Origin of the sequence: Pseudarthrobacter sp. WHRI 8279 (assembly GCF_040224115.2) — a bacterium.
In the GTDB taxonomy this organism is placed as follows: domain Bacteria; phylum Actinomycetota; class Actinomycetes; order Actinomycetales; family Micrococcaceae; genus Arthrobacter.
In genome coordinates, this window is record NZ_CP168162.1 from 249,601 (window position 1) to 274,410 (window position 24,810).

The 24,810-nt window shown below is 66.4% G+C and carries 24 protein-coding genes; 9 read left to right on the top strand and 15 right to left on the bottom strand.

The features are described from left to right. Positions 1-100: 100 nt before the first annotated feature. Positions 101-904: a GAF domain-containing protein gene (locus ABRP28_RS01170; RefSeq protein WP_374152908.1), complete on the bottom strand. Its 804-nt coding sequence runs from the start codon at positions 902-904 to the stop codon at positions 101-103. A 163-nt stretch (positions 905-1,067) separates the two neighbouring features. Next, entirely contained in the window at positions 1,068-1,451 is a 384-nt protein-coding gene (locus tag ABRP28_RS01175) for a TfoX/Sxy family protein (RefSeq protein WP_350004326.1), read from the bottom strand. Between the two features lie 163 nt (positions 1,452-1,614). On the opposite strand from ABRP28_RS01175, the gene ABRP28_RS01180 reads away from it, so the two are divergent. Further along, positions 1,615-2,436: an SDR family NAD(P)-dependent oxidoreductase gene (locus ABRP28_RS01180; RefSeq protein WP_350004325.1), complete on the top strand. Its 822-nt coding sequence runs from the start codon at positions 1,615-1,617 to the stop codon at positions 2,434-2,436. A 40-nt stretch (positions 2,437-2,476) separates the two neighbouring features. Here the strand turns inward: ABRP28_RS01180 and ABRP28_RS01185 are convergent, their stop codons facing one another. Further along, complete coding sequence (locus ABRP28_RS01185) at positions 2,477-3,106, bottom strand: FMN-binding negative transcriptional regulator (RefSeq protein ID WP_350004324.1); 630 nt, start codon at positions 3,104-3,106, stop codon at positions 2,477-2,479. Positions 3,107-3,110: 4 nt separating this feature from the next. Continuing rightward, a complete protein-coding gene (locus ABRP28_RS01190; RefSeq protein WP_350004323.1) occupies positions 3,111-4,085 on the bottom strand; it encodes a DMT family transporter in 975 nt (324 codons plus the stop codon). Here ABRP28_RS01190 and ABRP28_RS01195 point away from each other — a divergent pair. Further along, on the top strand, positions 4,084-5,496 hold the full coding sequence (locus tag ABRP28_RS01195; RefSeq protein WP_350004322.1) for a PLP-dependent aminotransferase family protein: 1,413 nt from the start codon (positions 4,084-4,086) through the stop codon (positions 5,494-5,496). The genes ABRP28_RS01190 and ABRP28_RS01195 overlap by 2 nt on opposite strands. A 12-nt stretch (positions 5,497-5,508) precedes the next feature. Here the strand turns inward: ABRP28_RS01195 and ABRP28_RS01200 are convergent, their stop codons facing one another. Next, positions 5,509-6,012, bottom strand: a complete 504-nt coding sequence (locus ABRP28_RS01200) for a hypothetical protein (RefSeq protein WP_350004321.1) — start codon at positions 6,010-6,012, stop codon at positions 5,509-5,511. A 239-nt stretch (positions 6,013-6,251) separates the two neighbouring features. On the opposite strand from ABRP28_RS01200, the gene ABRP28_RS01205 reads away from it, so the two are divergent. The 3 genes from ABRP28_RS01205 (at position 6,252) to ABRP28_RS01215 (ending at position 11,783) form a co-directional block, all read left to right on the top strand. Beyond that, positions 6,252-9,218, top strand: a complete 2,967-nt coding sequence (locus tag ABRP28_RS01205) for a BTAD domain-containing putative transcriptional regulator (RefSeq protein ID WP_350004320.1) — start codon at positions 6,252-6,254, stop codon at positions 9,216-9,218. Between the two features lie 204 nt (positions 9,219-9,422). Beyond that, positions 9,423-10,856: an amino acid permease gene (locus ABRP28_RS01210; RefSeq protein WP_350004319.1), complete on the top strand. Its 1,434-nt coding sequence runs from the start codon at positions 9,423-9,425 to the stop codon at positions 10,854-10,856. 159 nt (positions 10,857-11,015) lie between these two features. Continuing rightward, complete coding sequence (locus ABRP28_RS01215) at positions 11,016-11,783, top strand: IclR family transcriptional regulator C-terminal domain-containing protein (protein ID WP_350004367.1); 768 nt, start codon at positions 11,016-11,018, stop codon at positions 11,781-11,783. Here the strand turns inward: ABRP28_RS01215 and ABRP28_RS01220 are convergent. The 3 genes from ABRP28_RS01220 to ABRP28_RS01230 all read right to left on the bottom strand — a co-directional run bounded on the left by ABRP28_RS01220 (position 11,780) and on the right by ABRP28_RS01230 (position 13,940). Beyond that, positions 11,780-12,544 carry an IclR family transcriptional regulator gene (locus tag ABRP28_RS01220; RefSeq protein WP_350004318.1) on the bottom strand — a complete coding sequence of 255 codons (765 nt, stop codon included), beginning with the start codon at positions 12,542-12,544 and terminating at the stop codon, positions 11,780-11,782. The two genes, ABRP28_RS01215 and ABRP28_RS01220, sit on opposite strands and share 4 nt — an antisense overlap. Positions 12,545-12,711: 167 nt before the next feature. Continuing rightward, positions 12,712-13,464 (bottom strand): cyclase family protein, encoded by a 753-nt coding sequence (locus ABRP28_RS01225; protein ID WP_350004317.1) that lies wholly within the window; start codon positions 13,462-13,464, stop codon positions 12,712-12,714. Next, positions 13,461-13,940: a hypothetical protein gene (locus ABRP28_RS01230; RefSeq protein ID WP_350004316.1), complete on the bottom strand. Its 480-nt coding sequence runs from the start codon at positions 13,938-13,940 to the stop codon at positions 13,461-13,463. The genes ABRP28_RS01225 and ABRP28_RS01230 overlap by 4 nt, the downstream gene beginning before the upstream one ends. Positions 13,941-14,038: 98 nt before the next feature. Here ABRP28_RS01230 and mmuM point away from each other — a divergent pair, with 98 nt between their 5' ends. Further along, positions 14,039-15,001 carry a homocysteine S-methyltransferase gene (mmuM, locus tag ABRP28_RS01235; RefSeq protein ID WP_350004315.1) on the top strand — a complete coding sequence of 321 codons (963 nt, stop codon included), beginning with the start codon at positions 14,039-14,041 and terminating at the stop codon, positions 14,999-15,001. Positions 15,002-15,059: 58 nt separating this feature from the next. Here mmuM and ABRP28_RS01240 read toward each other — a convergent pair whose 3' ends face one another. Both ABRP28_RS01240 and ABRP28_RS01245 read right to left on the bottom strand, forming a co-directional pair. Next, positions 15,060-15,338 carry a hypothetical protein gene (locus ABRP28_RS01240; protein WP_350004314.1) on the bottom strand — a complete coding sequence of 93 codons (279 nt, stop codon included), beginning with the start codon at positions 15,336-15,338 and terminating at the stop codon, positions 15,060-15,062. A gap of 39 nt (positions 15,339-15,377) precedes the next feature. Next, entirely contained in the window at positions 15,378-15,929 is a 552-nt protein-coding gene (locus tag ABRP28_RS01245) for a dihydrofolate reductase family protein (RefSeq protein ID WP_350004313.1), read from the bottom strand. A gap of 210 nt (positions 15,930-16,139) precedes the next feature. On the opposite strand from ABRP28_RS01245, the gene ABRP28_RS01250 reads away from it, so the two are divergent. Continuing rightward, positions 16,140-16,568: a hypothetical protein gene (locus ABRP28_RS01250; protein WP_350004312.1), complete on the top strand. Its 429-nt coding sequence runs from the start codon at positions 16,140-16,142 to the stop codon at positions 16,566-16,568. 24 nt (positions 16,569-16,592) lie between these two features. Here the strand turns inward: ABRP28_RS01250 and ABRP28_RS01255 are convergent, their stop codons facing one another. Then, positions 16,593-18,809, bottom strand: a complete 2,217-nt coding sequence (locus ABRP28_RS01255; RefSeq protein WP_350004311.1) for an EAL domain-containing protein — start codon at positions 18,807-18,809, stop codon at positions 16,593-16,595. A 171-nt stretch (positions 18,810-18,980) separates the two neighbouring features. After that, positions 18,981-19,250, bottom strand: a complete 270-nt coding sequence (locus ABRP28_RS01260) for a GlsB/YeaQ/YmgE family stress response membrane protein (protein WP_350004310.1) — start codon at positions 19,248-19,250, stop codon at positions 18,981-18,983. A 223-nt stretch (positions 19,251-19,473) separates the two neighbouring features. On the opposite strand from ABRP28_RS01260, the gene ABRP28_RS01265 reads away from it, so the two are divergent. Next, positions 19,474-20,340 (top strand): HAD family hydrolase, encoded by an 867-nt coding sequence (locus ABRP28_RS01265; RefSeq protein WP_350004309.1) that lies wholly within the window; start codon positions 19,474-19,476, stop codon positions 20,338-20,340. A 36-nt stretch (positions 20,341-20,376) separates the two neighbouring features. Here the strand turns inward: ABRP28_RS01265 and ABRP28_RS01270 are convergent, their stop codons facing one another. Continuing rightward, a complete protein-coding gene (locus ABRP28_RS01270; protein WP_350004308.1) occupies positions 20,377-21,759 on the bottom strand; it encodes a UDP-glucose/GDP-mannose dehydrogenase family protein in 1,383 nt (460 codons plus the stop codon). Beyond that, positions 21,756-22,913, bottom strand: coding sequence for a glycosyltransferase family 1 protein (locus tag ABRP28_RS01275; protein WP_350004307.1), 1,158 nt, complete (start codon positions 22,911-22,913; stop codon positions 21,756-21,758). Before ABRP28_RS01275 ends, ABRP28_RS01270 begins: the two co-directional genes overlap by 4 nt. A 259-nt stretch (positions 22,914-23,172) precedes the next feature. On the opposite strand from ABRP28_RS01275, the gene ABRP28_RS01280 reads away from it, so the two are divergent. Further along, complete coding sequence (locus ABRP28_RS01280) at positions 23,173-24,042, top strand: PRC and DUF2382 domain-containing protein (RefSeq protein ID WP_350004306.1); 870 nt, start codon at positions 23,173-23,175, stop codon at positions 24,040-24,042. Between the two features lie 247 nt (positions 24,043-24,289). Here ABRP28_RS01280 and ABRP28_RS01285 read toward each other — a convergent pair whose 3' ends face one another. After that, positions 24,290-24,748 (bottom strand): DUF4383 domain-containing protein, encoded by a 459-nt coding sequence (locus ABRP28_RS01285; RefSeq protein WP_350004305.1) that lies wholly within the window; start codon positions 24,746-24,748, stop codon positions 24,290-24,292. Positions 24,749-24,810: the final 62 nt, after the last annotated feature.

Below are 24,810 nucleotides of genomic sequence, written 5' to 3' on the forward strand. Positions count from 1 at the left end.
CGGCGGGGCGGGCAGCAGAAATGCTGGCCGCCCCGCCGTCGTCGTACCCGGAGGCCCTATGCTCCGCCCGCCCGCGGCGGGCTGGGAGGGCGGCCGGAGTCTAGGTACGGGCGTCGATGTCTTTCTGGACCACCGCCGAGAGTGTCCGGAGCACCTGCTGGTCGGAGGGGGAGAAGGTCCTGGGCTCCTGGTCGATGACGCAGAGCGTCCCGATGTTCCAGCCCCTGGGCCCGTGCAGGGGATAGCCGGCATAAAAACGGATGTAGGGCTCGCCGGTGACCAGCGGATTGGAGGCGAAGCGGTCGTCGGCAAGGGTGTCGTTGATGACCAGCATCGCGTTCTGCTCCACCGTTTCCGTGCAGAGTGCGATGATGCGGGGAGTCTCCTCGCGCAGCGGCCCGACGGCTGACTTGAAGAACTGGGCATCCTCGGCGATCAGGGACAGTGATGCGGCCCCCACGCCAAAGAATTTCCAGGCGGCCGCAACCACGCGGTCGTATACTTCCTCCGGGCCGGTGAACAGGAGGTCCGTCTCATGCAGTGATTTCAGGCGTTCCGCCTCCGCCCGTTCCGGGGAAAGCAGGGATTTGCCTGCGGCGCCGAGGGCGGCCAGTGCGTCTTCCTTGTCAGGTTTCCGGCCCGGGTGCTGTCCCGGTCCCACCCGTTCCGGGTTCATGCCCCGCTGCTCCACGGGGTGTGCCGGCTGTTCTGCGTTCTGGTCCTTGACGGCATCTGGCCCGCGTTCGATCGCGGGCAGCCTCAGGGCCTCATGAAGATAGGCGTCCAGCTCAAACGCCGAGCAGGGGGACCTGCCGAAGTAGGACGGCCAAAGCTTCTGGGGATCCAGACCGATCGTGGCGGCAAGTTCGAGCCGCCGCTTCACCTCTTTGTCGATTGCGTCCACCTCCCCTGAGACGCGTTTGCTGGGTCCGCGCACTCTGTAGTTGCAAAAGCCATGTTAATAAGCTTACTTAGTAATTCAGTCCCCGGCTACCTGGGATGGTTCGGCGCAGTTCCGGGAACAGTGGGGCGTGCTGGCTGGGCTGGGGTCGGGGGTGCAGGTGGGGCTATTTTCCGGCGGTACGGGTTTTGCTTTTGGGCTCTTTCGGCGGCAGGCCGGCCACGTGCTCATACGCTTTATGGATCCATGCTTTCGCGCGGGCGTCGTCGCCGTCGCCTTCCTCGTTCCAGATTTCGGGCAGGCCGGTGTACTCGCGCATCGGCCTCTCCGCCGGGCCGAACGGGACGGTCCGTTCGCCGCTCTCGAGCTGCTCTTTGTCCTCCGGGGAGAGCCGGATGCCGATGGTGTGGCCGAAAAGCCCTGCGAACATATTGCCGTTGACGAACGCCCCCAGGTTGCCGAACATCGGTTTCACCGACACCACCGGGGTGTCCGGGACCAGGGACCGGAAACGCTCCTTGGCCTCGTCCGGCGCTTTGGGCATCTCCATGGCTTCCCCCTGGGATCGGACCGCTGGGCGCGGTGCCTGCTGGTCTGTGCAGGATATGCCCAGCGCGGTGCGCCGGGGAACACCCTGCCGCCCGCCGTCGTTGTGCCGGGTAGGCGGCGCGCCCAAGCCGGGCGCCGGACGTTCCCCAACCAAAGGACACCCCTTGACCCCTCGCACCATCGTGATCACTGGCGCCAGCGACGGCATCGGCGCAGCAGCCGCGCGTACCCTGGCCAAGGCAGGTGACCAGGTGGTCGTCGTCGGCCGCTCCGAGGAAAAGACGCGGGCCATCGCCAAGGACCTGGACGCGGACTATTTTGTCAGCGACTTTTCCGAGCTCGCCCAGGTCCGCACCCTGGCCGCGCAGCTGGAGTCCGACTACCCGCGCATCGACGTCCTGGCCAACAACGCCGGCGGCATCATGGGCAAGCGCACCCTCACCGCGGACGGCAACGAGTCAACGTTCCAGATCAACCACCTGGCGCCGTTCCTGCTCACCACGCTGCTGATGGGGACCCTGGTTGCCAGCAATGCCAAGGTGATCAACACCTCCAGCGGCGCCAATAGCTTCGGCAAGCTGGACCTGTTCGACCTCAACTCCGAGAAGGGCTATTCCACCAACCGCGCCTACGGCACCGGCAAGCTGGCCAACATCCTCTTCACCTCCGAGCTGCACCGCCGCTTTGGCGAACAGGGAATTACGACGGCTGCGTTCCACCCCGGCGTTGTGCGCACCAACTTCGCGGCAGACTCCACCAGCCCGTTCCGGCACGCCTACAAGACCCTGCTGAACCGCTTCATGCTGACGCCGGACCAGGGTGCCGACACCCTGCTGTGGCTGGTAAACGGGACTGCGGGCAAGGACTGGATCTCCGGTGCGTACTACTACAAGCGCGCCTTGGCCAAGGCCAACCCGCAGGCCTACGACGCCGAGCTGGCCCGCCGCCTGTGGGAGCAGAGCGAGGAACTGGTCAAGGCTGCCTGACTTCCGAGGGCGGTGACGCCACGGAGGTGCCGGAAAAAACCTAGTTGGGTCGGGGGCGCGCCTGATCAACGTCGGCGGCGGCCTCAGCCTGGCCACGGGCAGCCAGCCCCTCCACCACGCCATCTATATCGGCTTCGGGCCGGTTCTGGCTCAGCTTGGCCTTGGCCTCGATCCGGGTGATCACCAGTTCCACGCCCACGATTGCGCGCAGCTGCCCGGCGATGTAACGCTCCGGTGCGTCGTCCACGTCCCAGGGGTGGTCGAAGCCGGACTCGTGCACGCCGGTCAGCCGCCGGACCTGCCGGTCCAGCCAAACAGGATCATCATGGATCACCAGCCGCCCGTACACGTGCGCTGTGGTGTAGTTCCAGGTGGGGACAACGCGCCCGTGCTCGGCCTTGGATGCATACCAGGACGGGGAGACGTAGGCGTCCGCACCTTGGATGATGGCGAGGGCTTCCCCGGCGGCGGGCTCGGACCACTGCGTGTTGCTCCGTGCCAGGTGCCCCTGCAGCGCGCCGTACTCGCCGGCGTCGGGATCGTAGACGAACGGCAGGAGCGTGGCCACAAGCCCCTGTGGGGTTGCGGTGACCAGGTTTGCTGCGCCCGGCCTGGTCAGCAGGTGCCGGACTGTTTCGGGGACCGCGGCGAAGTGGGCTGGAATGTACATGGAGCTAGTCCTTTACTGTCTGAAGCGGTGCGGGGTCGAGTTCGGAATACGCTGCCGGGGCGGGCTGGAGCCGCACCCGGACAGCGGCGGCAGCGCACAGGATGACGGCCAGCCCGCCTAGGACCGTGGACCAGGCCAGGGTTTCACCCAGCAGGAGCGCCGCCCAGCAGATGGTCAGCACGGGCTGGACGAGCTGGATCTGGCTTACCCGGGCGATGGGGCCGATGGCCAGGCCGCGGTACCAGGCGAAGAAGCCCAGGAACATGCTCACCACGGCGAGGTAGCCGAATGCTGCCCACTGTGCGGGAGTTGCCGACGGCGGCTGCTGGGCGGCGGAGACGGCGGCCAGGACCAGCATCAACGGCGAGGCGAGAACCAGCGCCCACGAAATGGTCTGCCAGGAACCCAGCTCACGGGCCAGCAGGCCGCCCTCCGCGTAACCGACCGCGGCGGCCACCACGGAACCGACGAGCAGCAGGTCCGCCCAATGCAGGACTCCTAGGCCGCCGGACTGGACGGAGGCGAAAGCCGTCACCGCAAGGGCGCCCACAGCGGTGACCAGCCAGAAGGCTGCCGGCGGTCGTTCCCGCCCGCGGATCACGGCTGCGGCAGCCGTCGCGGCCGGGAGCAGGGCGATAACCACGGCGCCGTGGCTTGCGGCGGTGCTGGTGAGGGCGACGGAGGTGAGTAGCGGAAAGCCAATCACGACGCCGGCCGCCACTACCGCAACACGGAACCATTGCGTCCCGCGGGGGAGTGCCTGCCGGGTCAGTGCCAGTGCGGCACCGGCCAGAACAGCCGCGACCACGGCACGGCCCGAACCGATAAACAGCGGCGCCAGGCCGGCGACGGCCACCTTGGTGAAAGGAACGGTCAGCGAAAATGCGGCAACTCCGAGCAAGCCAAGCCATAGCCCGGCCGGGCTGGAGCGGGATAACACTGTGCGCACCTGTGCGGTAGCGCTACTATTGTCTCTCATGAACAACGATAGCAGTTCGCGGATTGTGGTGCACCTGAAATCATGGATGGCCACTGCCGCGCCCGGAGCGAAGCTGCCGTCCACACGTTCCCTGGTGGCCCAATACCAGGCAAGCCCTGTCACGGTGCAGAAGGCCCTCCAGACCCTGACAGCGCAGGGGATGATCGAGAGCCGGCCCGGCGTGGGTACCTTCATGCGGGCGGTCCGGACGGCACGCCCGTCTGATTACGGCTGGCAGACGGCGGCCCTCCGCTCCCCGCTGGCGGCACTGCCGCCGGCCTCATCCACCATGCGGGACGTGCCGCAGGACGCCATCTCCTTCCATTCGGGCTACCCCGCAAGGGAGCTCCTCCCCGAGCGGCTGGTCAGGGCTGCGCTCAGCCGCGCCGCCCGCGGAGACGCTGCGCTCTCGCGGCCTCCCGCGGCGGGGATGCCGGAGCTGCAGTCGTGGTTCGCCCACGAGCTCACCGCGTCCACGCCTGCGGGGACCACCCCGCCCAACCCGAGCGACGTCGTCGTACTTCCCGGCAGCCAGAGCGGTCTGAGCTCTATCTTCAGCGCCCTGGTGGGCAGGGGGCAGCCCCTGCTGATGGAGTCGCCCTCTTACTGGGGCGCCATCCTGGCCGCGGCCCAGGCGGGGGTGCGGGTGGTGCCGGTGCCCACGGGACCGGACGGGCCGGACCCTGGCGAGCTGGCCCGCGCCTTCGAGGAGTCAGGCGCGCGGATTTTTTATGCGCAGCCCAACTATGCCAACCCCACGGGCGCGCAGTGGTCAGATGAGACGCGGGAAAAGGTCCTTGACGTGGTCCGTGCCAAGGGCGCGTTCCTTGTGGAGGACGACTGGGCGCACGATTTCGGCATCAGCTCCAACCCCGTGCCGGTCGCCTCCCGTGACGACTCGGGGCACGTCGTCTACCTGCGCTCGCTGACCAAGAGCGTGTCCACGTCCATCCGGGTGGCGGCGCTGATTGCGCGCGGTCCGGCGCGGGAGCGTATCCTCGCCGATCGTGCGGCAGAGTCAATGTATGTCAGCGGGCTGCTGCAGGCGGCAGCGCTCGACGTCGTCACGCAGCCCGGGTGGCAGACGCACCTGCGCAGCCTGCGGCACCAGCTCGAATCCCGCCGCGACCTGCTGGTCACCAGCGTCCGGGAGCACATCCCGCAGGCGCATATTGAACAGGTGCCTAAGGGCGGGCTTAACCTGTGGCTGCGCCTGCCCGACGGGACGGACCTGCAGCGGCTGACCCGGGACTGCGAAGCCGCCGGCGTGATCATAGCCCGCGGGGACGAGTGGTTCCCGGCAGAGCCTGCGGGGCCGTTTATCCGGCTCAACTTTTCGGGCACAAATCCGGGCGCCTTCCCCGAAGGCGCCCGGATCATCGGGCAGATGCTGGAGCGGAACCTGGGCTAGGAGTCAGTCGGCCTAGGGAGCAACAAGCGGGCAAATATTCGTCGCCTGGCCGCTGCCCGTGAACATCCCGCCTCGTTCGGAGAAGTCACTGTTAAGGGTCCAGCTGACGGTGCCGCTTGTAACGTAAACGCCTGCATCATGTCCATTTACTTCAGGCACCGTAATGACGTTCCTACCTGTCGCAGTGATGAAAAGTCCATCATCTGATGCGCTCTCGATCCGGTTCGCACCGGTCGCTACATACGTCACCGACTTGCCTGTAGGGCCGGTGACCGTAACCCTCAGGTTGGGGGATGTAGTTATAAACCTGCCCCCAGGCAAACTAATAAATCCACCCTTCCCGGTAGGTGTGAGGGTGACCTCGAAATCGGGGTTTCCCGAACAGACGGCCTCGATGGGCTTGGGATCGACAGGTCCCGGGACGGCGGGAGCTGCAAATGCCGGCTGTGCAGGGGCAACCAAGGCTGCTGCAGCCAGGGCCGCCGGGAACAGTGTGCGCGCAATTGTGGTTTTCATTTAGATCTTCCTTTCAGATGTACTCGGGTTGAGTGGCTCAAGAGTTGCCCCGAGGACTTAACGGAGCCTTAATCCAGCGGCTGACTCTGGATCCAGAACGGGTCCGGGCGCATGATGGGGTTGATGCCGCTCCTCGGGGCGCGGTATGGCAGGGCGGGCGCTAGGGGTCGCTGGTCGGTAAGCGCCACGGGACAGGGCACAGCCCGTTCCCGTGGCCGGTCAGTGAGGGGTGCTCGGCAATGGGCGCACTGTGGATCAGGGCATTGGGCCCGTTGCAGGTGATCGCTGACGGCGTCCAGGTTCCCGTCAGCAGCCGCAACCTGCGTATTGTCCTCGAATGCCTGGCGCTGCGGGCGAACTCGGTAGTAGCAGCCGACTTCCTTGCTGAAGCCATTTGGGACGGCCACCCGCCCGCGCATCCGGGCCCGCAACTGCAGGTCTACGTCGCGAACCTGCGGAACTTGCTGGAGCCCAATCGCCATAAGGAGGTTGCCTCGCACCGCCTGGCCAGCCGTCCCGGCGGCTACCTCCTGGCTGTTGCGGATGACGAACTCGACCTGCTGCAGTTCCGGGCGCACCTTGCCGCCGGGGAGCGCGCAGTAGAAGCGGGCGAACTCGCTGGCGGTGCGGTCCGCCTGCGCCAGGCCCTGGACTTGTTCGTCTGCCCTGCTTTTCCGGATCTTGCCGACATTCAGCTGCTGGTCCCTGACCTCGAAGAAGTGGAGGAAGCCCGGCTGGTTACTTGCCAGGACCTTTTCGACGTCGAACTGGCACTGGGCCGCCACGCCACGTTGGTGGGGGAGCTGCAGCGGCTGGTATCGCAGCATCCCTACCGGGAGCGCTTGTGGGCGTCCCTTGTGCTTGCGCTGTACCGATCCGACCGGCAGGCAGACGCCCTCGCCGCATGCCGTGCAGCCCGGAAGACCTTTGCGGCGGAGCTGGGCATTGATCCCGGGGTGCGCCTTCAGGAGCTGGAAGCACTGGTGCTGCGCCAGGATGCCTCCCTTGGGCCTCCCGCCGTGAACGAAAACCGCCGCGCCAGGCAGCGCCTCGATAACTTGCCTGCCGCACTCACCCCCATGGTGGGCCGGGATGTTGAACTGGGGGAGGTGTGTTCGCTCTACCGCTCCGAGGGATGCCGGCTGGTTACCGTAACGGGGGCGGGCGGGGCAGGGAAGACCCGCCTCGCCATGGCGGCGGCCGCGCGTTTGGGCGAGCGCATGCCCGACGGTGCGGGCTGGGTTAATCTGTCCCCGCTCACCCAGGTTGAGCAGGTGCCGGGTGCCATCGCTGCGGCACTTGGATTGGAGGCGCCAGCAGGCGAAGACCCGCTGAAAATCGCGTCCCGTTTTCTCCAGGCCCGCCGCCTGCTGCTGGTCCTGGACAACTTCGAGCACTTGGCAGACGCGTGGCCCGTGGTGCTGGACCTGCTCACTGCAGCCCCTGAGCTCCGGATCCTCACCACCAGCCGGAGGCGGCTTGGGTTGCGTCCGGAGTATGAGTTCGAACTTGCGCCGCTGGAGTTGCCACCGCTCGACCCGCCCCTGCCTCCCCGCCAGCTGCGGGAGGTGCCGGCAATGAAGCTGCTCTTGAACCGGGGCCGGACGGTCCGCCCTCGCTTTTCCCTAGACCACGGAAACGCCGCAGTACTCACTAGCCTGTGCCACCGGCTGGACGGGCTGCCGCTGGCCATTGAACTGGCCGCGGCCCAGCTTCGACACCTTAGCGAGCAAGATCTCCTCGCGGACTTGGAGGTCAGCCTGGCCGCCCTGCGGGCCACCTTCCCGGACCTTCCGGGCCGGCAGCGAACCCTCACCGCCACGATCGAGTGGAGTTACCAATTACTGGCGGACGCTGAACGCGTACTCTTCGGTCAACTCGGTGTTTTCGCCAACGATCCAACGACGGAAGCGATTGACGCCGTGCGCGGCTCCTTTTCCTCTGGCGCGCCATCCACTGAAGAACTGCTGTCCGCGCTCGCGGATCACAGCCTGCTGCGTCGCTACACCGACCATGCAGGACGGCGGCGTGTGACGCTGCTGCAATCCATCCATGAGTTTGCGCGTAACCGGCTGGCGCTGGTTCCTGAGCAACACGAGGTGCGCCGGCGGCATGCCGAGTACTACCTTGCCCTGGCTAAGACATTGGGTCCGCTACTGTGGGGTGCTGGCCAGGTGGAGGCATTCCGGATGCTTCACGCCGAAGCCCTCGACCTCCGCGCAGCACTGCTTTGGGCAGCAGGGCCGGATGGTTCGACTGAACTGGCCCTTCGCCTGGTGGGAGAGCTTTGGCATTACTGGGAACTCACCGGAGACGTTACCGAGCAGCAGCGAATTGCCGTTGAACTCGTGGAGGCAGCGCCGGATGCGGCGCCGCAGCTTAGAGCACCAGCCCTTAGCGGAGCAGCCACTCTGACATGGACCCTGGGCAGGTATGACCAGGCGGCCCACCTCCACCGCCGCGCCCTTGAAGCGTTTGAAAAGTCCGGCAATAGCCAGGGCGTAGCGTGGACCATCATGTGTCTGGCCGTGCAGGCAGCACAAAGTGGTGATTTCTCTACTGCCGAGCGGCTCACAGCGGAAGCCTTGGCCTATCCCGGAGTCAGCCTTCGGGTCAGAATTGGGGCGCTGGTTGTCCTCTCCCGCCAGGCTTACTGTGCCGGGGACCATCTGCGGGCACTCGAACTCTGCAGGGCGTGCGCGGAGCTGACCCGCCGGCTGGGGGACCGGTGGCTCCTGGGCGCTGTGCTCACCAATCTTGCAGAGAGCACCGAACAGGCTGGCGATTACGACGGTGCCGAGCTCCTGCTCATCGAAGCTATCAGCGCCTCACTCCAACTGGGGGCGGAGGGCAATCTGGCTGCTTTCCTTGACTCATTGGCGGGCGTTTATGCGTCAAAAAACCTCTATGACTTGGCCCCCCGCCTCCTCGCCGCGGCGGACTCCTACCGAGCAGACCGCGGTATTTCGCTGGATCAGGCAGAACGACGACGTGTTGATGCCATTATCGACAAAGCCCGGGCTGAAGCTGGCCCCATTCGCTTCGGGCTTGCCTGGTCTGGTGGACGTAGGCTTACCGTTCGGCAGGCAGCAAACGAAGTGCTCCAGGGCGGGCGCCAACCCAGACTCTCCGGCACCTCACGGGGTTCAGCCCGATCAGCTTCTACCGCCGTGGACAGTGCCGCTGGCTCAGCCCCCTGGACGTGACATGCGCGGCGACGCTGGCCGTTCGAATCCCGCTCCCCAGTCGTAATAGCGTGCAATATAAGCATGACCTCATGTATTTGATGACTATAAATTCGGCAGCCGTGCTACTTTCAACACTGCCGCCGCGCATTTCTTCGTTGCCAACGACCGGGACCAGGGGACTGCGCGCGCTCCCATTGCAGAGTCCGATCATTGGAGACGCCCGTGGAACCCACAACAGACGTGAAGCTGGACGCCCAGCCGGCCAGGCCCCCCGCGGCCGACTCCGGACTCCGCCGCTCCATGGGCCCGCGCCACCTGGTGATGATCGCCATGGGCGGCGTGATCGGCTCCGGCCTGTTCCTGAGCTCCGGCTACACCATCTCCCAGGCCGGCCCGCTCGGCGCGGTCATCGCGTACCTCATCGGCGCTTTCGTTGTGTACCTGGTGATGGCCTGCCTCGGCGAACTTGCCATCGCCTACCCGGTGTCCGGCGCATTCCACATCTACGCCGCCCGCTCCATCGGCCCCGCCACGGGTTTCGCCACCGCCTGGCTCTACTGGCTGTGCTGGGCGGTGGCCATCGGCTCCGAGTTCACCGCCTCCGGGCTCCTCATGCAGCGCTGGTTCCCGGACGTGGAGGTCTGGGTCTGGTGCCTGGTGTTCGCTGCCGTGCTCTTCGGCTTCAACGCCGTGTCCTCCAAGTTTTTCGGCGAGTCCGAGTTCTGGTTCGCAATCGTCAAGGTCGCCGCAATCATCGGCCTCATTGTCCTTGGCGGTGCGGCCCTGTTCGGTTTCCGCCCGCTCGGCGGCGGGGGAGAGCACCCGTTCCTGTTCGAGAACTTTGCCACCGAGGGCGGGCTGTTCCCCAACGGCTTCACGGGCGTCCTGGTTACCGTACTCGCGGTCTTCTACGCCTTCTCCGGCTCGGAACTTATCGGCGTGGCCGCCGGTGAAACCAAGGACCCGGCCACCAGCATCCCCAAGGCCCTGCGCACCACGGTGCTCCGCCTGCTGATCTTCTTCGTTGGAGCCATCGCCGTCATCGCCGCCACCATCCCGTACAACGAGGTGGGCCTCGATGAGAGCCCGTTCGTCACGGTCTTTTCCGCCATCGGCCTGCCGTTCGCCGCCGACATCATGAACTTCGTCATCATCACCGCACTGCTTTCCGCCGGCAACAGCGGCCTGTTCTCCTGCGCCCGCATGCTCTACTCCCTCGCCGACGAAGGCCATGCCCCCCGCGCCTTCAAAAAGCTGACGGGCCGCGGCATTCCCCTCATCGCGCTCTCGGTGAGCATGGTGGGCGGCATCGCATCGCTGATCAGCAGCGTGGTGGCCCCGGAAACTGTCTACCTGGTGCTGGTCTCGGTGGCAGGCTTCGCCGTCGTAGGCGTATGGATGTCCATCACGGCCTCGCACTTCTTCCACCGCCGCGCGTTCGTCCGCAACGGCGGCGACGTCAGCACCCTCGCCTACAAAGCCCCGCTGTTCCCGCTGGTGCCCATCCTGGCGTTCTCGCTGTGCGTGATCTCCCTGGTCGGCATCGCCCTCGATCCCACCCAGGCCGCCGCGCTCTACTTCGGCATCCCCTTTGTGGCCGCCTGCTACATCTGGTTCCACTTCCGGCACGGCCGCAAGGCCGCTGTGGCGCCATAGGCGCAGTAACAGGAACGGACGACGGCGGCTGCCGGGCCAGGTGCGTTGCGCACCTTCCCGGACGGTCGCCGTCGTCCTTTCCGCCGCATCACCGCCGCCCCTGAAAGGCGGGGCGTGGAAGAATGGGGCCTTGTGACCGGCCGGGAGGGGCAGATGAGCGTGGATTCGTCCACTGAGGCGTCGTCAATGGCGCAGGGGCTCCGGATTGTCCGGCTGGTGGCAGGCAGGGAGAAGCTGGGACGCCAACTGCTGGGCGTTTCGCAGCTGGCCGCGGAGCTGGACATGGAACAGAGTCGCGTCTCCCGCCTGGCGCAGGAACTGTGCGACCTCGGACTGCTGGAGCGCGTGGACCGCGGGCCATTCCGGACCGGTCCGCGCTTCTTCAGCCTGGCCGCGGCATTGAACACCGGCTGGGTCCGGGAAGCGAAAACCGAACTTGAGGCGCTGGTTGCGGCGCTGGGACTGCGCGCCCGGCTCTCCGTCCTGGACGGCTACCGCGTGATCCTGGTCCGGGCCTCCAGCAACGACGCCATCCCCGGCAGCTTCGTCAAGCCCGGCATGGTGACCCCGGCCTGGTGCACCGGCGCCGGACGGGCGCTGCTGTGGGACTTTGACCGGCCGGCGCTGGATGCCCTGCTGCAGGACGTGAACTACATCGGCATCGGCGGACCGGGGGCCGCGCACTCAACTGGTGGGGTCTGGGACCTCATGGTCCGCGACCGTGATGCCGGGTTTATCACCGCGGCCGAAGAATTCGAACATGGCGTTGTGGAGCTCGCGGTGCCCGTCCGTGACACCGGCGGCGCCATCCTTGCCTCGCTGAGTGTGCTGGGCAGCAGTGCCGGGATCGGTCCGGATGCGGCAGCTGCGGCGGCCGTGCTCACCAGGGCCGCTGAACGGATCGGATCCAGCGGGAGCGCACGCTAGGGCTCCTGAAATCCGAGCCTCTGCTCGAGCCACTTTCCCCGGGCCACCAGCGCGTCCGCGCAGGCTTGCCGGCGCGGTTCCAGCCTGTCTTTGATGCCCACGATCTGCAGCGCCGCCACCACGTCACCCTTGAAGTCCCGGACGGGGACAGCCAGGGAATAGAGTCCCGGTTCCGCTTCCTCATCCACGATCGAGTAGCCCCGCTTCCGGGCAGCTTCACGCCGCGCCAGGAAGTCGTCCACGCTGGCCGGCGTGTTGGGGCCGTGCCGCACAAACGCCACATCCGCGAAGACGGTCCGCACTTCCGCCTCCGACGCTTCCCACAGCACCGCCTGCCCGGCATCGCTGCAGTACGCGGGGTAGGGCCGGCCCAGCCAGGAACCCACCAGGTTGCTGCTGGCCGGGACGCTTTCGCCGATGGTCACCGTGCTGTCCCCGTGAAGGACCCCCAGGAAACATGCCTCGTCCGTTTCTCCCGCCAGCGTGTCCAAGGCGGTGCCGCCGTCGGACTCTAAACGGCGCTCCGTGAGCAGTTGGGCGTCAGTGAGGACGGACCAGTCCAGGCTGTAGGTGCGCTGGCTCGTTTTGTGGAGGAAGCCCTCCTGTTCGGCGCTGCGGAGGCTGCGCGAAACCTGGCTGCGGTCCTTGCCGAGGTCTGCGGCGATGTCCGCCACGGTTCCTCCGGGCTGTCCCGCGGCATGGCGTGCACCCACAGCAAGAAGGGCCATGATTCCGCGGCCCATGCTGGAGGTTCTTGGCATGGTGTCGAGTCTAGTGGAGGGGCCTTCCCTGCCCGGCTTCCGATGTGTCACCGACTGGCGCGCCGGATTCGCCGGAACAGGACATGGTCGCCGGAACGCCCCGGCGACCGTGTTCTCTTCCGGCGTTTGCGCAGCTGCCGGCCGCAGGGCAGGGGAGCACAGCCGAGTCAGCAGATGGCGAACACCCTTGCCGGGAAGCCGCTGCCGGCGAGGGGCTTTGGCCAGGAGGCGACGACGGCGGCGCCGAATTCCGGCAGTCCGTCCAGGTTGGCCAACAGTTCGATCTGCCAGCAGCCCTGTTCCAGGACATAGGTTTCCAGGCTGAAGTCCTGCCGGGAGGTTGCCAGGCCCGGGTCCGTGTCAGTCTGCTCGTGGCCGACCGCTGCCACGGCACGGTGCTCAACCAGGAAGGACAGCACGTCCATGGACCAGCCGGGCGTGTGGCTGATGCCCTCGCTGTCCCGGTTGGCCATCGCCCCGGCGTCGGGCCACCGGCCGCTCCATCCGGTACGCAGGGCAACAAAGGAACCTTGCGGGATGGGCCCGTTCCGGGTTTCCCACTCCTGTACGTCCTGCAGGGTGGGGGTGGCATCCGGATTGCCGGCCACCCGCTGGCTGATGTCCAAAACCACCAGCGGAAGGATCATCTCCTCCACCGGGATCTGGTCCAGCGTCCTGCCGCCGCGGATGAAGTGGGAGGGCGGGTCAACGTGGGTTCCCCACTGGCCCACGATTGTGTAGCGGTGGGCAGTGAAGCCGTCACCCTTGTCCAGGTCGAAGAGGGCTTCGCGCTGCTCATCCGGAAAGGCGGCGAAGTGGGGCTGGCCAGGGTGGAAGGCATGCGTCAGGTCCACGAACTGCCTGCCCGCGATCACCGAGTGCAGGCCCTCCCAGAGCGAGGTGGTGCTGGTGTCCGTCATGATGCTGCGGCTCCTTCTGCCATGGGCGCTTCAGTCTTTGATGCTTCTGCCTGCGGTGCCAGCGCGGTGCTGGAGACGCTGACGGGACCGGTCACTTCAATAACCGGCACCTCCCACGGGTGGATGTCCACGAGGCGGCGCATGAACCGCTCGACGGCGGCGTCCCCCAGTGAGGCGTCGAAGTACGTCGTGAAGACGAAGGTTGGCGAAAGGGTCTGCTCACCCACCCGTCCGAGGGTGGGGTTTGCGCCCTCGGCTGTGGTGAACCCCTCGAAACCGAGGCTGGACTCAAACACATGCTTGTAGTTGCCGAAGTCCCCGAGTTCCCGGAATTCTGCAAGGGCCTGCAGTAGGTGCGCGATGCCCGGATCATCCCGGAAGGCATCCGGCTCGCCCTTGGACAGCTGCCCGAAGGTGCTGCTGCTGATGGGCCAGTGGACGCGGAGCTTGCGTACAGGGTGAAGTTGAACGTCCAAGAACCTAGCCTCTTTCCTCCGCCGAGTGACGGCTGCCAGCCATCGTGACAGAAAGAAATAATCATTACAAGCATAATGAAATGCGTATTATGACTACTATGGCTTCCGCTGCACCGCTCTCGTCCCTGCTGGAATCCGGGGAACACCTCGTCACCGACGGCGCCCTGGCCACGGAACTCGAGGCCCGCGGCTGCAACCTGGACGATCCCCTGTGGTCTGCCAAAGTCCTGCTGGAGGATCCGCACCTAATCAGGGACGTCCACCGCGACTACTTTTCCGCCGGGGCCAGGATTGCCACCACCGCCAGCTACCAGGCCACCCCGCAGGGCTTCGCGCGGCGGGGCATGAGCGCCCACGATGCCCTGGAGCTGGTGGCGTTGTCGGTGCAGCTGGCGGATGAGGCCCGCCGCATGCACTTGGCCGCCGAACCTGACTCGGGCACGTTGCTCATTGCCGGCTCTGTTGGCCCTTACGGCGCCTACCTTGCAGATGGTTCCGAATACCGCGGCGACTACACGCTGGGGAAAGACGAGTTCCTGGACTTCCACCGGCCCCGGGTAGCGGCGCTCGTTGAGGCGGGTGTGGATTTCCTGGCGTGCGAGACGCTGCCGTCGTTTGCCGAAGCCGAAGCACTGGCCTCCCTCACGGAAGAGTTCGGCGTCGAATCCTGGTTCACGTTCTCCCTGCGGGACGGCGCCCACATCAGCGACGGCACCCCGCTGACGGCAGTTGCCGGGCTCCTTGATGCACACCCCCTGGCCGCAGCGATCGGCGTGAACTGCGTGCCGCTGCACCTGGTCGCTCCCGCGCTCGCCGCCCTCCACAGCGCGACGGACAAACCGCTGGTGGCCTACCCTAACTCAGGCGAAACGTACGATCCCGCGACCAAGACCTGGGGTCCGGCCACAGCCTCCGCCCAGGATGGGGACGCCGAACCAACAGATCCCGCCGGCGGGGCCGCCGCCTGGCTGGAGCACGGCGCCCGCATCATCGGCGGGTGCTGCCGCACGACGCCAGGCGACATCGCCGCCATCGGACGGGTCATTGCTGCGCACCACTGAACCAACCCGGGTGAACCATCCGCGCTGAACCTGCAGCGCAACGCGGCGCCTGACTGCCTCAGCCCTCTGCCGGGGTGTCCTTTTGGTTGTCCTGGTCCGCGGTGTCCTGGTCCTGAGTGTCGTCCCGGCCCGGGGCGTCCTGTTCGTCCGCGTGCTCGGCCTTCTCCCGGGCCTCCTGCTGGTGCTGCTCGAGTTTCGCCTCGGCGCCCCTGCGCCGATATCCGATGGAGCGGGCCTGTTCAGGGGTGGGATGCCGGTGCTCCCGCTCCCAGGCATGGTCATTGACGCCGGTGCCGGGAACTGCACCGTCATCCGGATCCAGAGGTTCTTTACCCATATCCAAACCCTGTCACAGTAACGGCACTGATAGTAGGGCTTACGCCTCAAGCCGCCCGTAGGTGGTGATCACGTTGCCCTTGCTGGTCCGGGACTGGTCCAGGAGTACCAGCCGGGTGGTGGGGTCGCCGTCCTGGAAGAGGCGCCGCCCGCTCCCTGCCACCACCGGATGGGTCATAAGCGTCAGGGAATCCAGCAGCCCGGCGAACAGCAGCTGCCGCGTGACCGAGATGCTGCCGCACACAGCGATCTCGCCGCCCTCGCGCTCCTTGAGCCCTGCCACGAACTCTTCCAGCGGTGCGTCCATCAGCTGCGAGTTTTGCCATTCGAGCGGTTCCGCCAGGGTCCGCGACGCCACAAACTTCTCCACCGGATTGATGAACGCGGCAAAGTCCTCGTCCACGGGCGCGGTAGGCCAGTACGCGGCCCACTCCTGGTAGCTCACCCGGCCCAGCACCACCGTGTCCACCGTTTCCATCATGGTGGTCAGGCCGGCTCCCAGTTCGTCGTCGAAGCTGTCGAACTGGAACTTGTAGGGATCGGACACCACGCCGTCCACGGAGTGGAACAGGCCGGCAGTGACTTTGCGCATGGGGACCTCCTGCGGGGGTTTTTGAGCGGACACGCCTCACGCTAGTGCGCCCCTCGGGCCAGCGGAAGATCCCTGCAAAAGTGCACGACGGCGGCCGCCCCAGTTACGTTCATCACTCGCCGAGGCGTCTTGCAGGGTTTGGCCGATCCTGAGCCCCATACTTGTGGTGAGCGGCTGTTGCCGTGCCCCGGCCAGGCAGGAGGAAAGTGCATGGAAACCCTGAAAAAGATCGTGAGCAACCAGTATTTTCCGGCCGCAGCAGTCCTTACCGCCGTGGTGCTGTTCTGGGCTGTGGGACTCCTGGGCGGGCTGTCCTTGCTGCACAACAACCAGCCCCCGCTGACCACGCTGACCTGGATGCTGTTCGTTTACACCGTTGCGGTCCTCAGTCCGCTGGCTGGCATCCTGGCCGCGGCCGACCTGCTCCGGCGCTGGCGCCGTAACCGGGCCGCCGAAATGGCCTACCCCGGGTATTCAGGTGACCTCGAAACAGGGGAAGGCCAGGCGGTGGTCGAGCCGGCAGGCGGAGCTCAGGCAATCGACGCACCCGAAGAGCCTGCAGTCCAGCACCCAGCGCCTCCCGCCCCCAAAGCAGCAAAGAAAACCTCCAAGCAGGCAGGCCGCAAGCAGGCCGCCTAGCAGGCTAGCCGCCGTCGTCCCTTCCTACCGGTCCTTTAACGCCGTGAGAGCTTCCTCTGCCTGCTGCAGCGCGTTCTCCAGCCGACGCCCCGGCTGCGGCAGCGAAAACAGGTAACCCTGCAGCGAATCGCAATCCAGGGCCGCCAGGTAATCTGCCTGCGCCGCCGTTTCCACACCCTCCGCCGTGACGGTCAAACCAAGGCTGTGGGCCATGTTGATCATGGAACTGAGGATGGGCAGCCGCTCGTTGCCGGTGCGCACCATGGAGACAAAAGTCCTGTCGATCTTCACCGTGTCCACCGGCAGGTCCTGCAGTCTGCCCAGGGAGGAATAGCCGGTGCCGAAATCGTCCAGGGCAACCCTGGCTCCCTCCTCACGGAGCGTGCTGAGCTGTTTGATGAGGCTGCAGTCGGCGTCGAAAAACACGCTCTCGGTGACCTCAACGACCAGCTGGTAGGCCGCCACGCCACTGGCCTCCGCAAGCCGCAGGACCGTCTGGGCAAACAGGGGGTCCTGCAGCTGGACGCCCGAAACGTTCACTGCGAGCGACCGGGATGGATCCTCGCCCAGCCACGGCGCCAGCTGCACCATGCCCAGCGCCATCACCTCTGCGCCGATCTCGTTGATCAGTCCCGTGCGTTCGGCCAGCGGAATGAAGACCGACGGCGGGACCCGCCCGCCGTCCCTGTCCCACCGGGCCAGCGCCTCGAACGTGACCACCTGGCCCATGCGGTGGGACACGATTGGCTGGAAGTCGACCGATATTTCGCCCCGGGCCACGGCCAGCTGCAGGCCGGCTTCCATATGGGTCCGCTGCACCAGGGCGGTCATCATGTCCGGGTGGAACCGCAGGAAGCGGTTCTTGCCGGCGGCCTTTGCCGCGTACATCGAGATGTCCGCCTGCCGGAGCAGCTCGGAGGCCCCCACGCTGTCCCGGCCCAGCGATGCGAGTCCCAGGCTGAGGCTGGGCCGCAGGACTGTGCCCTGGATCGTGACGGGGACGTGCAGGCACCGGACGATGCATTGGGCGATCGCATCCGCGTCCGGGCATGCGGTCAGGAGCACCACGAACTCGTCTCCGCCCAGCCGGGCCACGACGTCGGCAGTGGGGGCGCAGCCGCGGAGCCTTCGGGCCACTTCAACCAGCATGTCGTCGCCGGCCTGGTGGCCAAGGATGTCGTTAACTTCCTTGAAGTCGTCCAGGTCCAGGAGCAGGACGTCAACGGCCTTGAGCCGCGGTTCCTGCAGGGCACCAGCCAGGGCATCGTTGAACACGGCCCGGTTGGCAAGGCCTGTCAGCGGGTCCTGGAAAGCCATCGCCCGCAGCGTCTCGGCCTGCGCGGCGAGGTCCAGCATGGCCTGGTGGGCCTGCTCCTGGGCTTTGCGCCGTGGCGTGACGTCGCGGAAGCTCCACACGCGGCCCACGATGTTTTCGCCCACCTTCTGTGGCCGCGAATACCGTTCGAAGGTACGCCCGTCCGCGAATTCCAGGACGTCGTGGCTTTCTGCTGCCGGGTCTTCCCCAAGCGCCCTGATCCGTGCCAGGAAGCCCGCAGGATCCGCCACCTGCTCGATGATGAGCCGCAGGACGGGCTCCTCACTGTCCCCCTGCATGAGCTCCGGCGGGATACCCCACATGGTGAGGAACTGGTCATTGAAGCCGGCCACCCTGCCCTCGGTACTCATCACCAGGATGCCGTCGGCTGTCGATTCCAGCGTGGCGGTCAGCAGGGACATCGCTTCCCGCAGGTCGGCATCCGCGGCCTGGCGGTGGGAAGTACCCCGGACCGAAAGAAGCAGCAGGTCATGGCCGCGGCCGCCGTCGCCTGGTCCCCGGCATCCGTCCGAACCCCCTGGGGGTGCCGCAGGCCCCTGGGACGCTGGATGGAAAGGCAGGGCCGCTTCCCACGGCAGCAACGATCCCGTTGCCTCGGCGGGGAATTCCGTCCCGTTGCTGTGCAGCCCGTAGATTTCCCGCGGCGGCGGATGCTCACCGGCCCGGGCACGGAGGCGGGCGAAAAGCTGGTCCGCTTCGCCGCGGAAGCCTTCGGCGAGCAGTGTTCGGTGGTCCCGCCCGATGAGGTCCCCGGCGGCGAATCCGAACAACCTCCCGGCCGCGGCATTGGCCAGGGCGATGCTGCCGTCTGTTGTTATGGCCAGCAGCGCGTCCGGACTGGCATCCAGAACGGTGCCGAAAGTTTGTGCTGACGCAGTCCTGCCGTGGCTCCAAGAATTATTCAAGACTCCACCCCCCCTCGGACATCATAGAGGGCAGGAACCGATATTTGGTGAGCTGCCCGGCCCCGGTTTCCCAGGGGCTGTTGCGGACCCGCAGCCCTCCAGTCATTGCCAACATAAAAGCGCTGCCCCGCAGGGGGACAGCGCTTTCAAGGTTTGTGAATAAAGGGACCGCTATACGCGGCGGTGGCTGCGGTTAGTGACCGCGCCATAAACCAGCAGCACGATGATTGAACCAAGAATTGCCAGCAGCCAGGTGCGGATATCGAAGAATTCGGCCAGGCCACCGCCGAAGATCAGCGAACCGATCCAGCCGCCCAGGATGGCGCCGACAACGCCGAGGACCAGGGTAACCACCCAGCCTCCACCTTGGCGGCCGGGCAGGATAGCCTTCGCAATGGCGCCGGCGATCAGGCCCAAAATGAGAAATCCGAGAATGCCCATGTTGTCACTCCTTGTCAGTAAGTTGTGCCGGGCCCCCATTTCCGGTTCCATAATTCAATCAGCGTGCTTACTGCTCTGCAAGAGTTTGATTATCACGGGATGACTGTCAGTTTTCCCGGCCGGAATGCACCACTTTCGCTATTTGCTGGTGAATCCCGCGGGGGCGGCGGGCTGGGGCTTCGATAGGATTGATTGTCCCCGCAACAAACCAAGGAGTTTTGGCATGCGCAGCCAGCAGACCGTCCGCCCACGTGCCATCTTCCTCGACATCGACGGCACCTATGCCGACCACGGACTGGCGCCCGCTGCGCACGTAGACGCTGTCCGGACCGCACGCCGGCTGGGACACCTGGTCTTCGTCTGCACGGGACGGCCGCTGTCCATGGTCCCAAGCCACATCCTGGAGGCCGGCTTCGACGGCAGTATCACCGGGGCCGGAGCCCGCGTTGAGCTCGGGGGAGAGATCCTCAAGGACACACGCTTTGATCCGGACCTGGGTGCCCTCATTGTGGAGACACTGGACGCCCATGGCGCCGCCTACATCCTGGAAGCACCCGAGGCGCTGCACGGCCGGACAGGCGTGGACCAGAGGCTCCGGGAGGTGCTGGGCCCCATCTTCGCCGGCCGGGCGCAGCACGACGGGGTCCTCAGCACAGACGTGGATCCGCTGGAGGACATCCTGGGGCCGATGCAGTACAGCGACGACCTTCGCTCCACGTCCTACGCCAAAATATCCTGCTTTGATTCCCCGGTGCCGCTGAAGCAGCTGGTGGCCGGGCTCGGGCCGCAGGTGGGCCTCATTCCCAGTTCCCTCTCCGCCCTGGGCGACCGCGCCGGCGAGATCTTCATGGCCGGAACACACAAAGCCGTGGGCATCCAGGTGGTGGAGGAGCACCTGGGCCTTGACCGTGCGGACATCGTGGCCATCGGGGACAGCGCCAACGACATCGAAATGCTGGAGTACGCCGGCGTGGGCATCGCGGTGGAGGGCGGGCACCCGGCGGTCCTGGCAGTCGCGGACCGGACCACCGCCGGGCCGGCCGGCAACGGCGTGGCACTCGCCTTTGAGGAGCTCGGCCTGCTGGGCTGACCGGCTTCCGGATCCGGGCCTGGGCGGCCTGGGAAGTCAGGAAGGAAGCGGAGCGGGTGCCTGCTCGGACGGGTGCGCGGCAGCGCCGGTCCCCAAACCGCGCACCAGCCAACCGGAGGCCTGCCAGGCCGCGGCATCCAGCACGTTCCGCGCGTCCAGCACCACGCGCCGTCGTACCCGTGCACCCGCAGCTGTTGGGGAGAGGCGGCGGTACTCATCCCATTCCGTGAGCAGCAGCACCAGCTCGGCGCCCTCGAGTGCCTGCTCCGTCGAGGCCTCGAACTTGAGGCGCGGATAGCGGCGCCAGGCGTGGTTGACCGCCTTGGGATCCGTGACGGTCACGTGCGCCCCGGCCCCGGCAAGCCGGTCGGCAACGTCCAGGGCGGGGGAGTCCCGGATGTCGTCAGTGTCCGGTTTGAAGGACGCGCCGAGCACGGTGACGGAGCGGCCGGCAACGCTGCCGCCGCAGAGCCCGGCGGCCACGCTGACCGTCCGTTCGCGCTGGCCCAGGTTGACCGAATCCACCAGCCGCATCCAGTCGTCAAGGGCAGTGACCCCTGCCTGGACGGCTTGGGTCCGAAAGCTGCGGATGTCCTTGGGGAGGCAGCCGCCGCCAAAACCCAGGCCGGCGTGCAGATACCTTCCGCCGATGCGCGGGTCCATGCCCATGGCCTCGGCCAGCTCCGCCACGTCCGCCCCTTTTGCGTCGCACAGTTCGGCCACGGCGTTGATGAAGCTTACTTTGGTGGCGAGGTAGGCGTTGGCCGCGGACTTGATGAGCTCCGCCGTGGCGAAGTTGCAGACCAGGCGGGGTATGCCAGCCCGGAGGAGCGGCTCGTAGACCGCATCCAGTGCCGCCGTAACCCCGAGCGGTGCGCCGGTGCGGGGATGGAAGGCGGCTCCGCGCCCGCCGTCCACGCCGTACACCAGCCGGTCCGGTACCAGAGAGTCCTTCACCGCGGTCCCCTGGCGGAGGAATTCCGGGTTCCAGCCCAGCAGCACGTCCGGACGGGAGTCCAGCACGCCGCGCAGCATCTCCACCGTGCCCACGGGCACCGTGGACTTACCCACGACGACGGCGCCGGCGGCCAGGTGCGGCAGCAGCGTTTCGATCGCGGAGACCAGGAAGGTGAGGTCGGCGGCGTCGGACGTTTTGTCCTGCGGGGTGCCCACGCACAGGAAGTGGACCTGTGCGCCCTTCACGGCAGCGGCGTCGGTGGAGAAAGTGAGACGGCCGGTGCTCAGGCCGTCCCGCAGGAGTTCGTCCAGGCCGGGTTCGTGAAAGGGGGCAGCGCCGCGCGCCAGCTGTTCCACCTTTCCGGGATCGACGTCGATCCCCACCACGGTATGGCCCATGGATGCAAGGGTGGCCGCATGGACGGCACCAAGATAGCCGCAGCCGATCACCGAAATCTTCACTGCGCCGCTCCAGCCCGGGGACCCGCAGCTGTCCGGGCAGGCGCGGCGGCCACGGCGTCACCGTAGTGCCGGACCAGTTCCTCGCACAGTGCCGGCCATGTCCTGTCCTGCACGGAGGCATGGGCTGCGGCAGCGAACGCGCGGCGTTTGGCGTCGTCGCCCATCAGGTCGAGCACGTGGCCGCGCAACCCGGACAGGTCGCCGGGCTCATAGAGCCAGCCGGTCCGGGAGTTCTCCACCAGGTCCAGCGGCCCGCCCCGGCCGGTGGCCACCACCGGAACCCCCGACGCCATGGCCTCCTGGATGGTCTGGCAGAAGGTCTCGAACTCGCCCGGATGCACGAAGAGGTCGAAGGACGCCACTGCTCGTGCCAGCTCCTCACCGCCCAGGAAGCCGGTGAAGACCGCATCAGGCAAGGCGTCCTCGAGGACAGCCCGCTGCGGCCCGTCGCCAACAACCACCAGTCTGGTGTTGGGAATCCCGGCCAGGGCGGCCAGGTCCTCCACCTGTTTCTCCACGGCCAGCCGTCCCACGTAGCCGATGACCCGCTGGCCGCCGGGGGCCACGGAAGCCCGCCACCCGTCGTCGCGCTTGTCCGGTGAAAACCGTGCCGTATCCACTCCCCGACGCCACATCTTCACCCTGGGGATGCCGCGGCCGCGCAACTGGTTCAGCGCGAACGTGGACGGCACCAGGGTGCGGGTGGCCAGCAGGTGGATGTTTTCAACCCGGTTCCAGGCCCAGTTCTCCAGGAACGGCACACCGTATCTCGCCGCGTAACTGGGAACCTCGGTCTGGTAGACGGCAACAGTGGGAATGCCCAGCTGGTGCGCCGCCTGCGCCGCCCGCCAGCCAAGCACGAACGGCGAGGCGAGATGGACAACGTCCGGTGCATAGTCGGCAAGGATTCGCTTGACCCGATACACACCGCCCATCGCCACCCTGACGTTTGCATAGCCCGCCAGCGGCACTGCCGGCAGCCGGAGGATTTCCGCGCCCCGCACATGGTCCGGCGCCTCCCCGTCCAGCGTGGAAGGCGCGATCACCAGGACGTCGTCGCCCCGGCTCTCAAGGTGTTCCAGCACGCGCAGGATGGAATGCGTTACGCCGTTCATCAGCGGCAGGAATGATTCAGCAACAATTGCGATCCTCACCCCTCCACGGTGGGCGGGCGGCGTTGCCGTGCGGGGGAGAAAACGTTACCCGGAGGGAAAGGGTGCGTGAACAGGAGGACGCCGAACTGAAAAAAATTACTAAGTAGGCTTTGCATATGATGCTAAGCATGCTTAGTGTAGGAGGGCAGCTAACGCAGAGCCTCAAGCAGACGGGGCGGAACCCGGCACCGGACCCCGGTGCAGGACCATCCAAATTTGTTAGTTAAGCCCAGCGCAACGACACATCCAAGGAGACGTCATGCTCAACAGGGAAAACATCGAAAGCCTGCTCACCAAGGGTGGCAACGTCATCGGTTCAGATGGCGAAAAGATCGGCTCAATCGGCCAGCTCTACGCGGACGACGACACGGGCGAGCCCACATGGGTCACCGTCAAGACGGGCCTTTTCGGCACCTCGCAGTCCTTCGTTCCCGTCGAGGGAGCACATAGCCAGGGCGACGACCTGGTGGTGCCGTACACCAAGGAACACGTCAAGGACGCCCCCCGCGTGGACGTGGACGGGCACCTCACCCCTGAGGAGGAGGACCGCCTCTACACGTACTACGAGCGTGGTGCCCGCACCTACTCGGACACCCGGAACGACGATCTGGACACCCGGAAGGATGTTGACTTCCAGGGCGATGCAGACCTGAACGCCGGCACTCCCACCACGGGTATTGGCCGCGACCGCGACCTTGACCGCGACAACACCCGCGGCACCGTGGGCCACGACACCTCCGGCCCCACTACGGACGACGCCATGACCCGCTCCGAGGAGCGGCTCCACGTTGGCACCGAGCGCGAAACCACTGGCCGGGCACGGCTGCGGAAGTACGTCACCACGGAAAACGTCACCAAGACCGTCCCCGTGCAGCGTGAAGAAGTCCGCCTGGAGCGCGAGCCCATCACGGATGCCAACCGTGGCGAGGCCCTGCGCGGTCCGGACATCAGCGAAGAGGAGCACGAGGTTGTCCTCCACGAGGAGCGCCCCGTCGTCGAGAAGGAAACCGTTCCGGTGGAGCGGGTCCGCCTCGACAAGGACGTTGTCCAGGACGACGTCACCGTCAATGAGGAAGTCCGCAAGGAGCACATCGACGCGGATGGCGTTGACCGCGACGCCCGCCGCTAAGCTGCGCCGCTAGTGCATCCCTGACGCGCCGCTGAACGGACCGGCGGGTCAGGCGCGCGAAACAGCACACGACGCCGGGAGTCCCCCTTGGGGGCTCCCGGCGTCGTTGTGCGTGCGGAACTTTCCTGGACGCTGGTGCAGCCCCCGCAGAGGGCGGAAACTGCACCAGCCAGTAGGACGAATATCTTCAGAACTTAAGGTTGTTCCTTCATTCGCGGCTCCTGTTTCCCGGTTTACGGATTCCGGGCTATGTCCTGCGGGCCGCCGTCCTGGAGAACAGCCAGCCGGCAACAATCATTACGACGCCCAGCACCAGATGGGCCCAGTTATCCATCATGTTCAGGGCCAGGAAATTCGCCGCCGAATCTACTCCGACAACGAGCCCGAAGATGGCCAGGACGATGTACAGTGCGCCTGCCCCCAGGAGGAAGTTCCGTGCTCCGTGTTCTGTCCGGGACATGGCCCAGCCGGTGGCACCGATGGCCAGCTGCACGATGTTGAGCAGCATGGACACCTGGAACAGCCCCAGGAACATGGCGTGCGACGCCGGTCCGGGGAACATCAGTTCGCTGTATTGGGTGGTGACACCCGGGATGAAGCCCAGGACACCGACCAGCATCAAAACAATTCCCACTCCCATGCCGGCGTTTTGGACGTCTGCCCGGCCAAAATGAACGCCGTGTGCATGTGGGGATGCGGTAGTCATTTCTTCCTCCAATCCACTCGTTGTGGACAGTTCAATTTTACGGCCGCCCACTGCGAAAAGCT

Bases quoted from the DNA above. Each gene is read 5' to 3' on its own strand.
- ABRP28_RS01200 (WP_350004321.1), bottom strand. From the start codon at position 6,012: ATGAAAACCACAATTGCGCGCACACTGTTCCCGGCGGCCCTGGCTGCA.
- ABRP28_RS01260 (WP_350004310.1), bottom strand. From the start codon at position 19,250: ATGGGCATTCTCGGATTTCTCATTTTGGGCCTGATCGCCGGCGCCATT.
- ABRP28_RS01245 (WP_350004313.1), bottom strand. From the start codon at position 15,929: ATGCGCAAAGTCACTGCCGGCCTGTTCCACTCCGTGGACGGCGTGGTG.
- ABRP28_RS01185 (WP_350004324.1), bottom strand. From the start codon at position 3,106: ATGTACATTCCAGCCCACTTCGCCGCGGTCCCCGAAACAGTCCGGCAC.
- ABRP28_RS01195 (WP_350004322.1), top strand. From the start codon at position 4,084: ATGAACAACGATAGCAGTTCGCGGATTGTGGTGCACCTGAAATCATGG.
- ABRP28_RS01220 (WP_350004318.1), bottom strand. From the start codon at position 12,544: ATGCCAAGAACCTCCAGCATGGGCCGCGGAATCATGGCCCTTCTTGCT.
- mmuM (WP_350004315.1), top strand. From the start codon at position 14,039: ATGGCTTCCGCTGCACCGCTCTCGTCCCTGCTGGAATCCGGGGAACAC.
- ABRP28_RS01225 (WP_350004317.1), bottom strand. From the start codon at position 13,464: ATGACGGACACCAGCACCACCTCGCTCTGGGAGGGCCTGCACTCGGTG.
- ABRP28_RS01175 (WP_350004326.1), bottom strand. From the start codon at position 1,451: ATGGAGATGCCCAAAGCGCCGGACGAGGCCAAGGAGCGTTTCCGGTCC.
- ABRP28_RS01265 (WP_350004309.1), top strand. From the start codon at position 19,474: ATGCGCAGCCAGCAGACCGTCCGCCCACGTGCCATCTTCCTCGACATC.
- ABRP28_RS01240 (WP_350004314.1), bottom strand. From the start codon at position 15,338: ATGGGTAAAGAACCTCTGGATCCGGATGACGGTGCAGTTCCCGGCACC.
- ABRP28_RS01285 (WP_350004305.1), bottom strand. From the start codon at position 24,748: ATGACTACCGCATCCCCACATGCACACGGCGTTCATTTTGGCCGGGCA.
- ABRP28_RS01190 (WP_350004323.1), bottom strand. From the start codon at position 4,085: ATGAGAGACAATAGTAGCGCTACCGCACAGGTGCGCACAGTGTTATCC.
- ABRP28_RS01250 (WP_350004312.1), top strand. From the start codon at position 16,140: ATGGAAACCCTGAAAAAGATCGTGAGCAACCAGTATTTTCCGGCCGCA.
- ABRP28_RS01205 (WP_350004320.1), top strand. From the start codon at position 6,252: ATGGGCGCACTGTGGATCAGGGCATTGGGCCCGTTGCAGGTGATCGCT.
- ABRP28_RS01280 (WP_350004306.1), top strand. From the start codon at position 23,173: ATGCTCAACAGGGAAAACATCGAAAGCCTGCTCACCAAGGGTGGCAAC.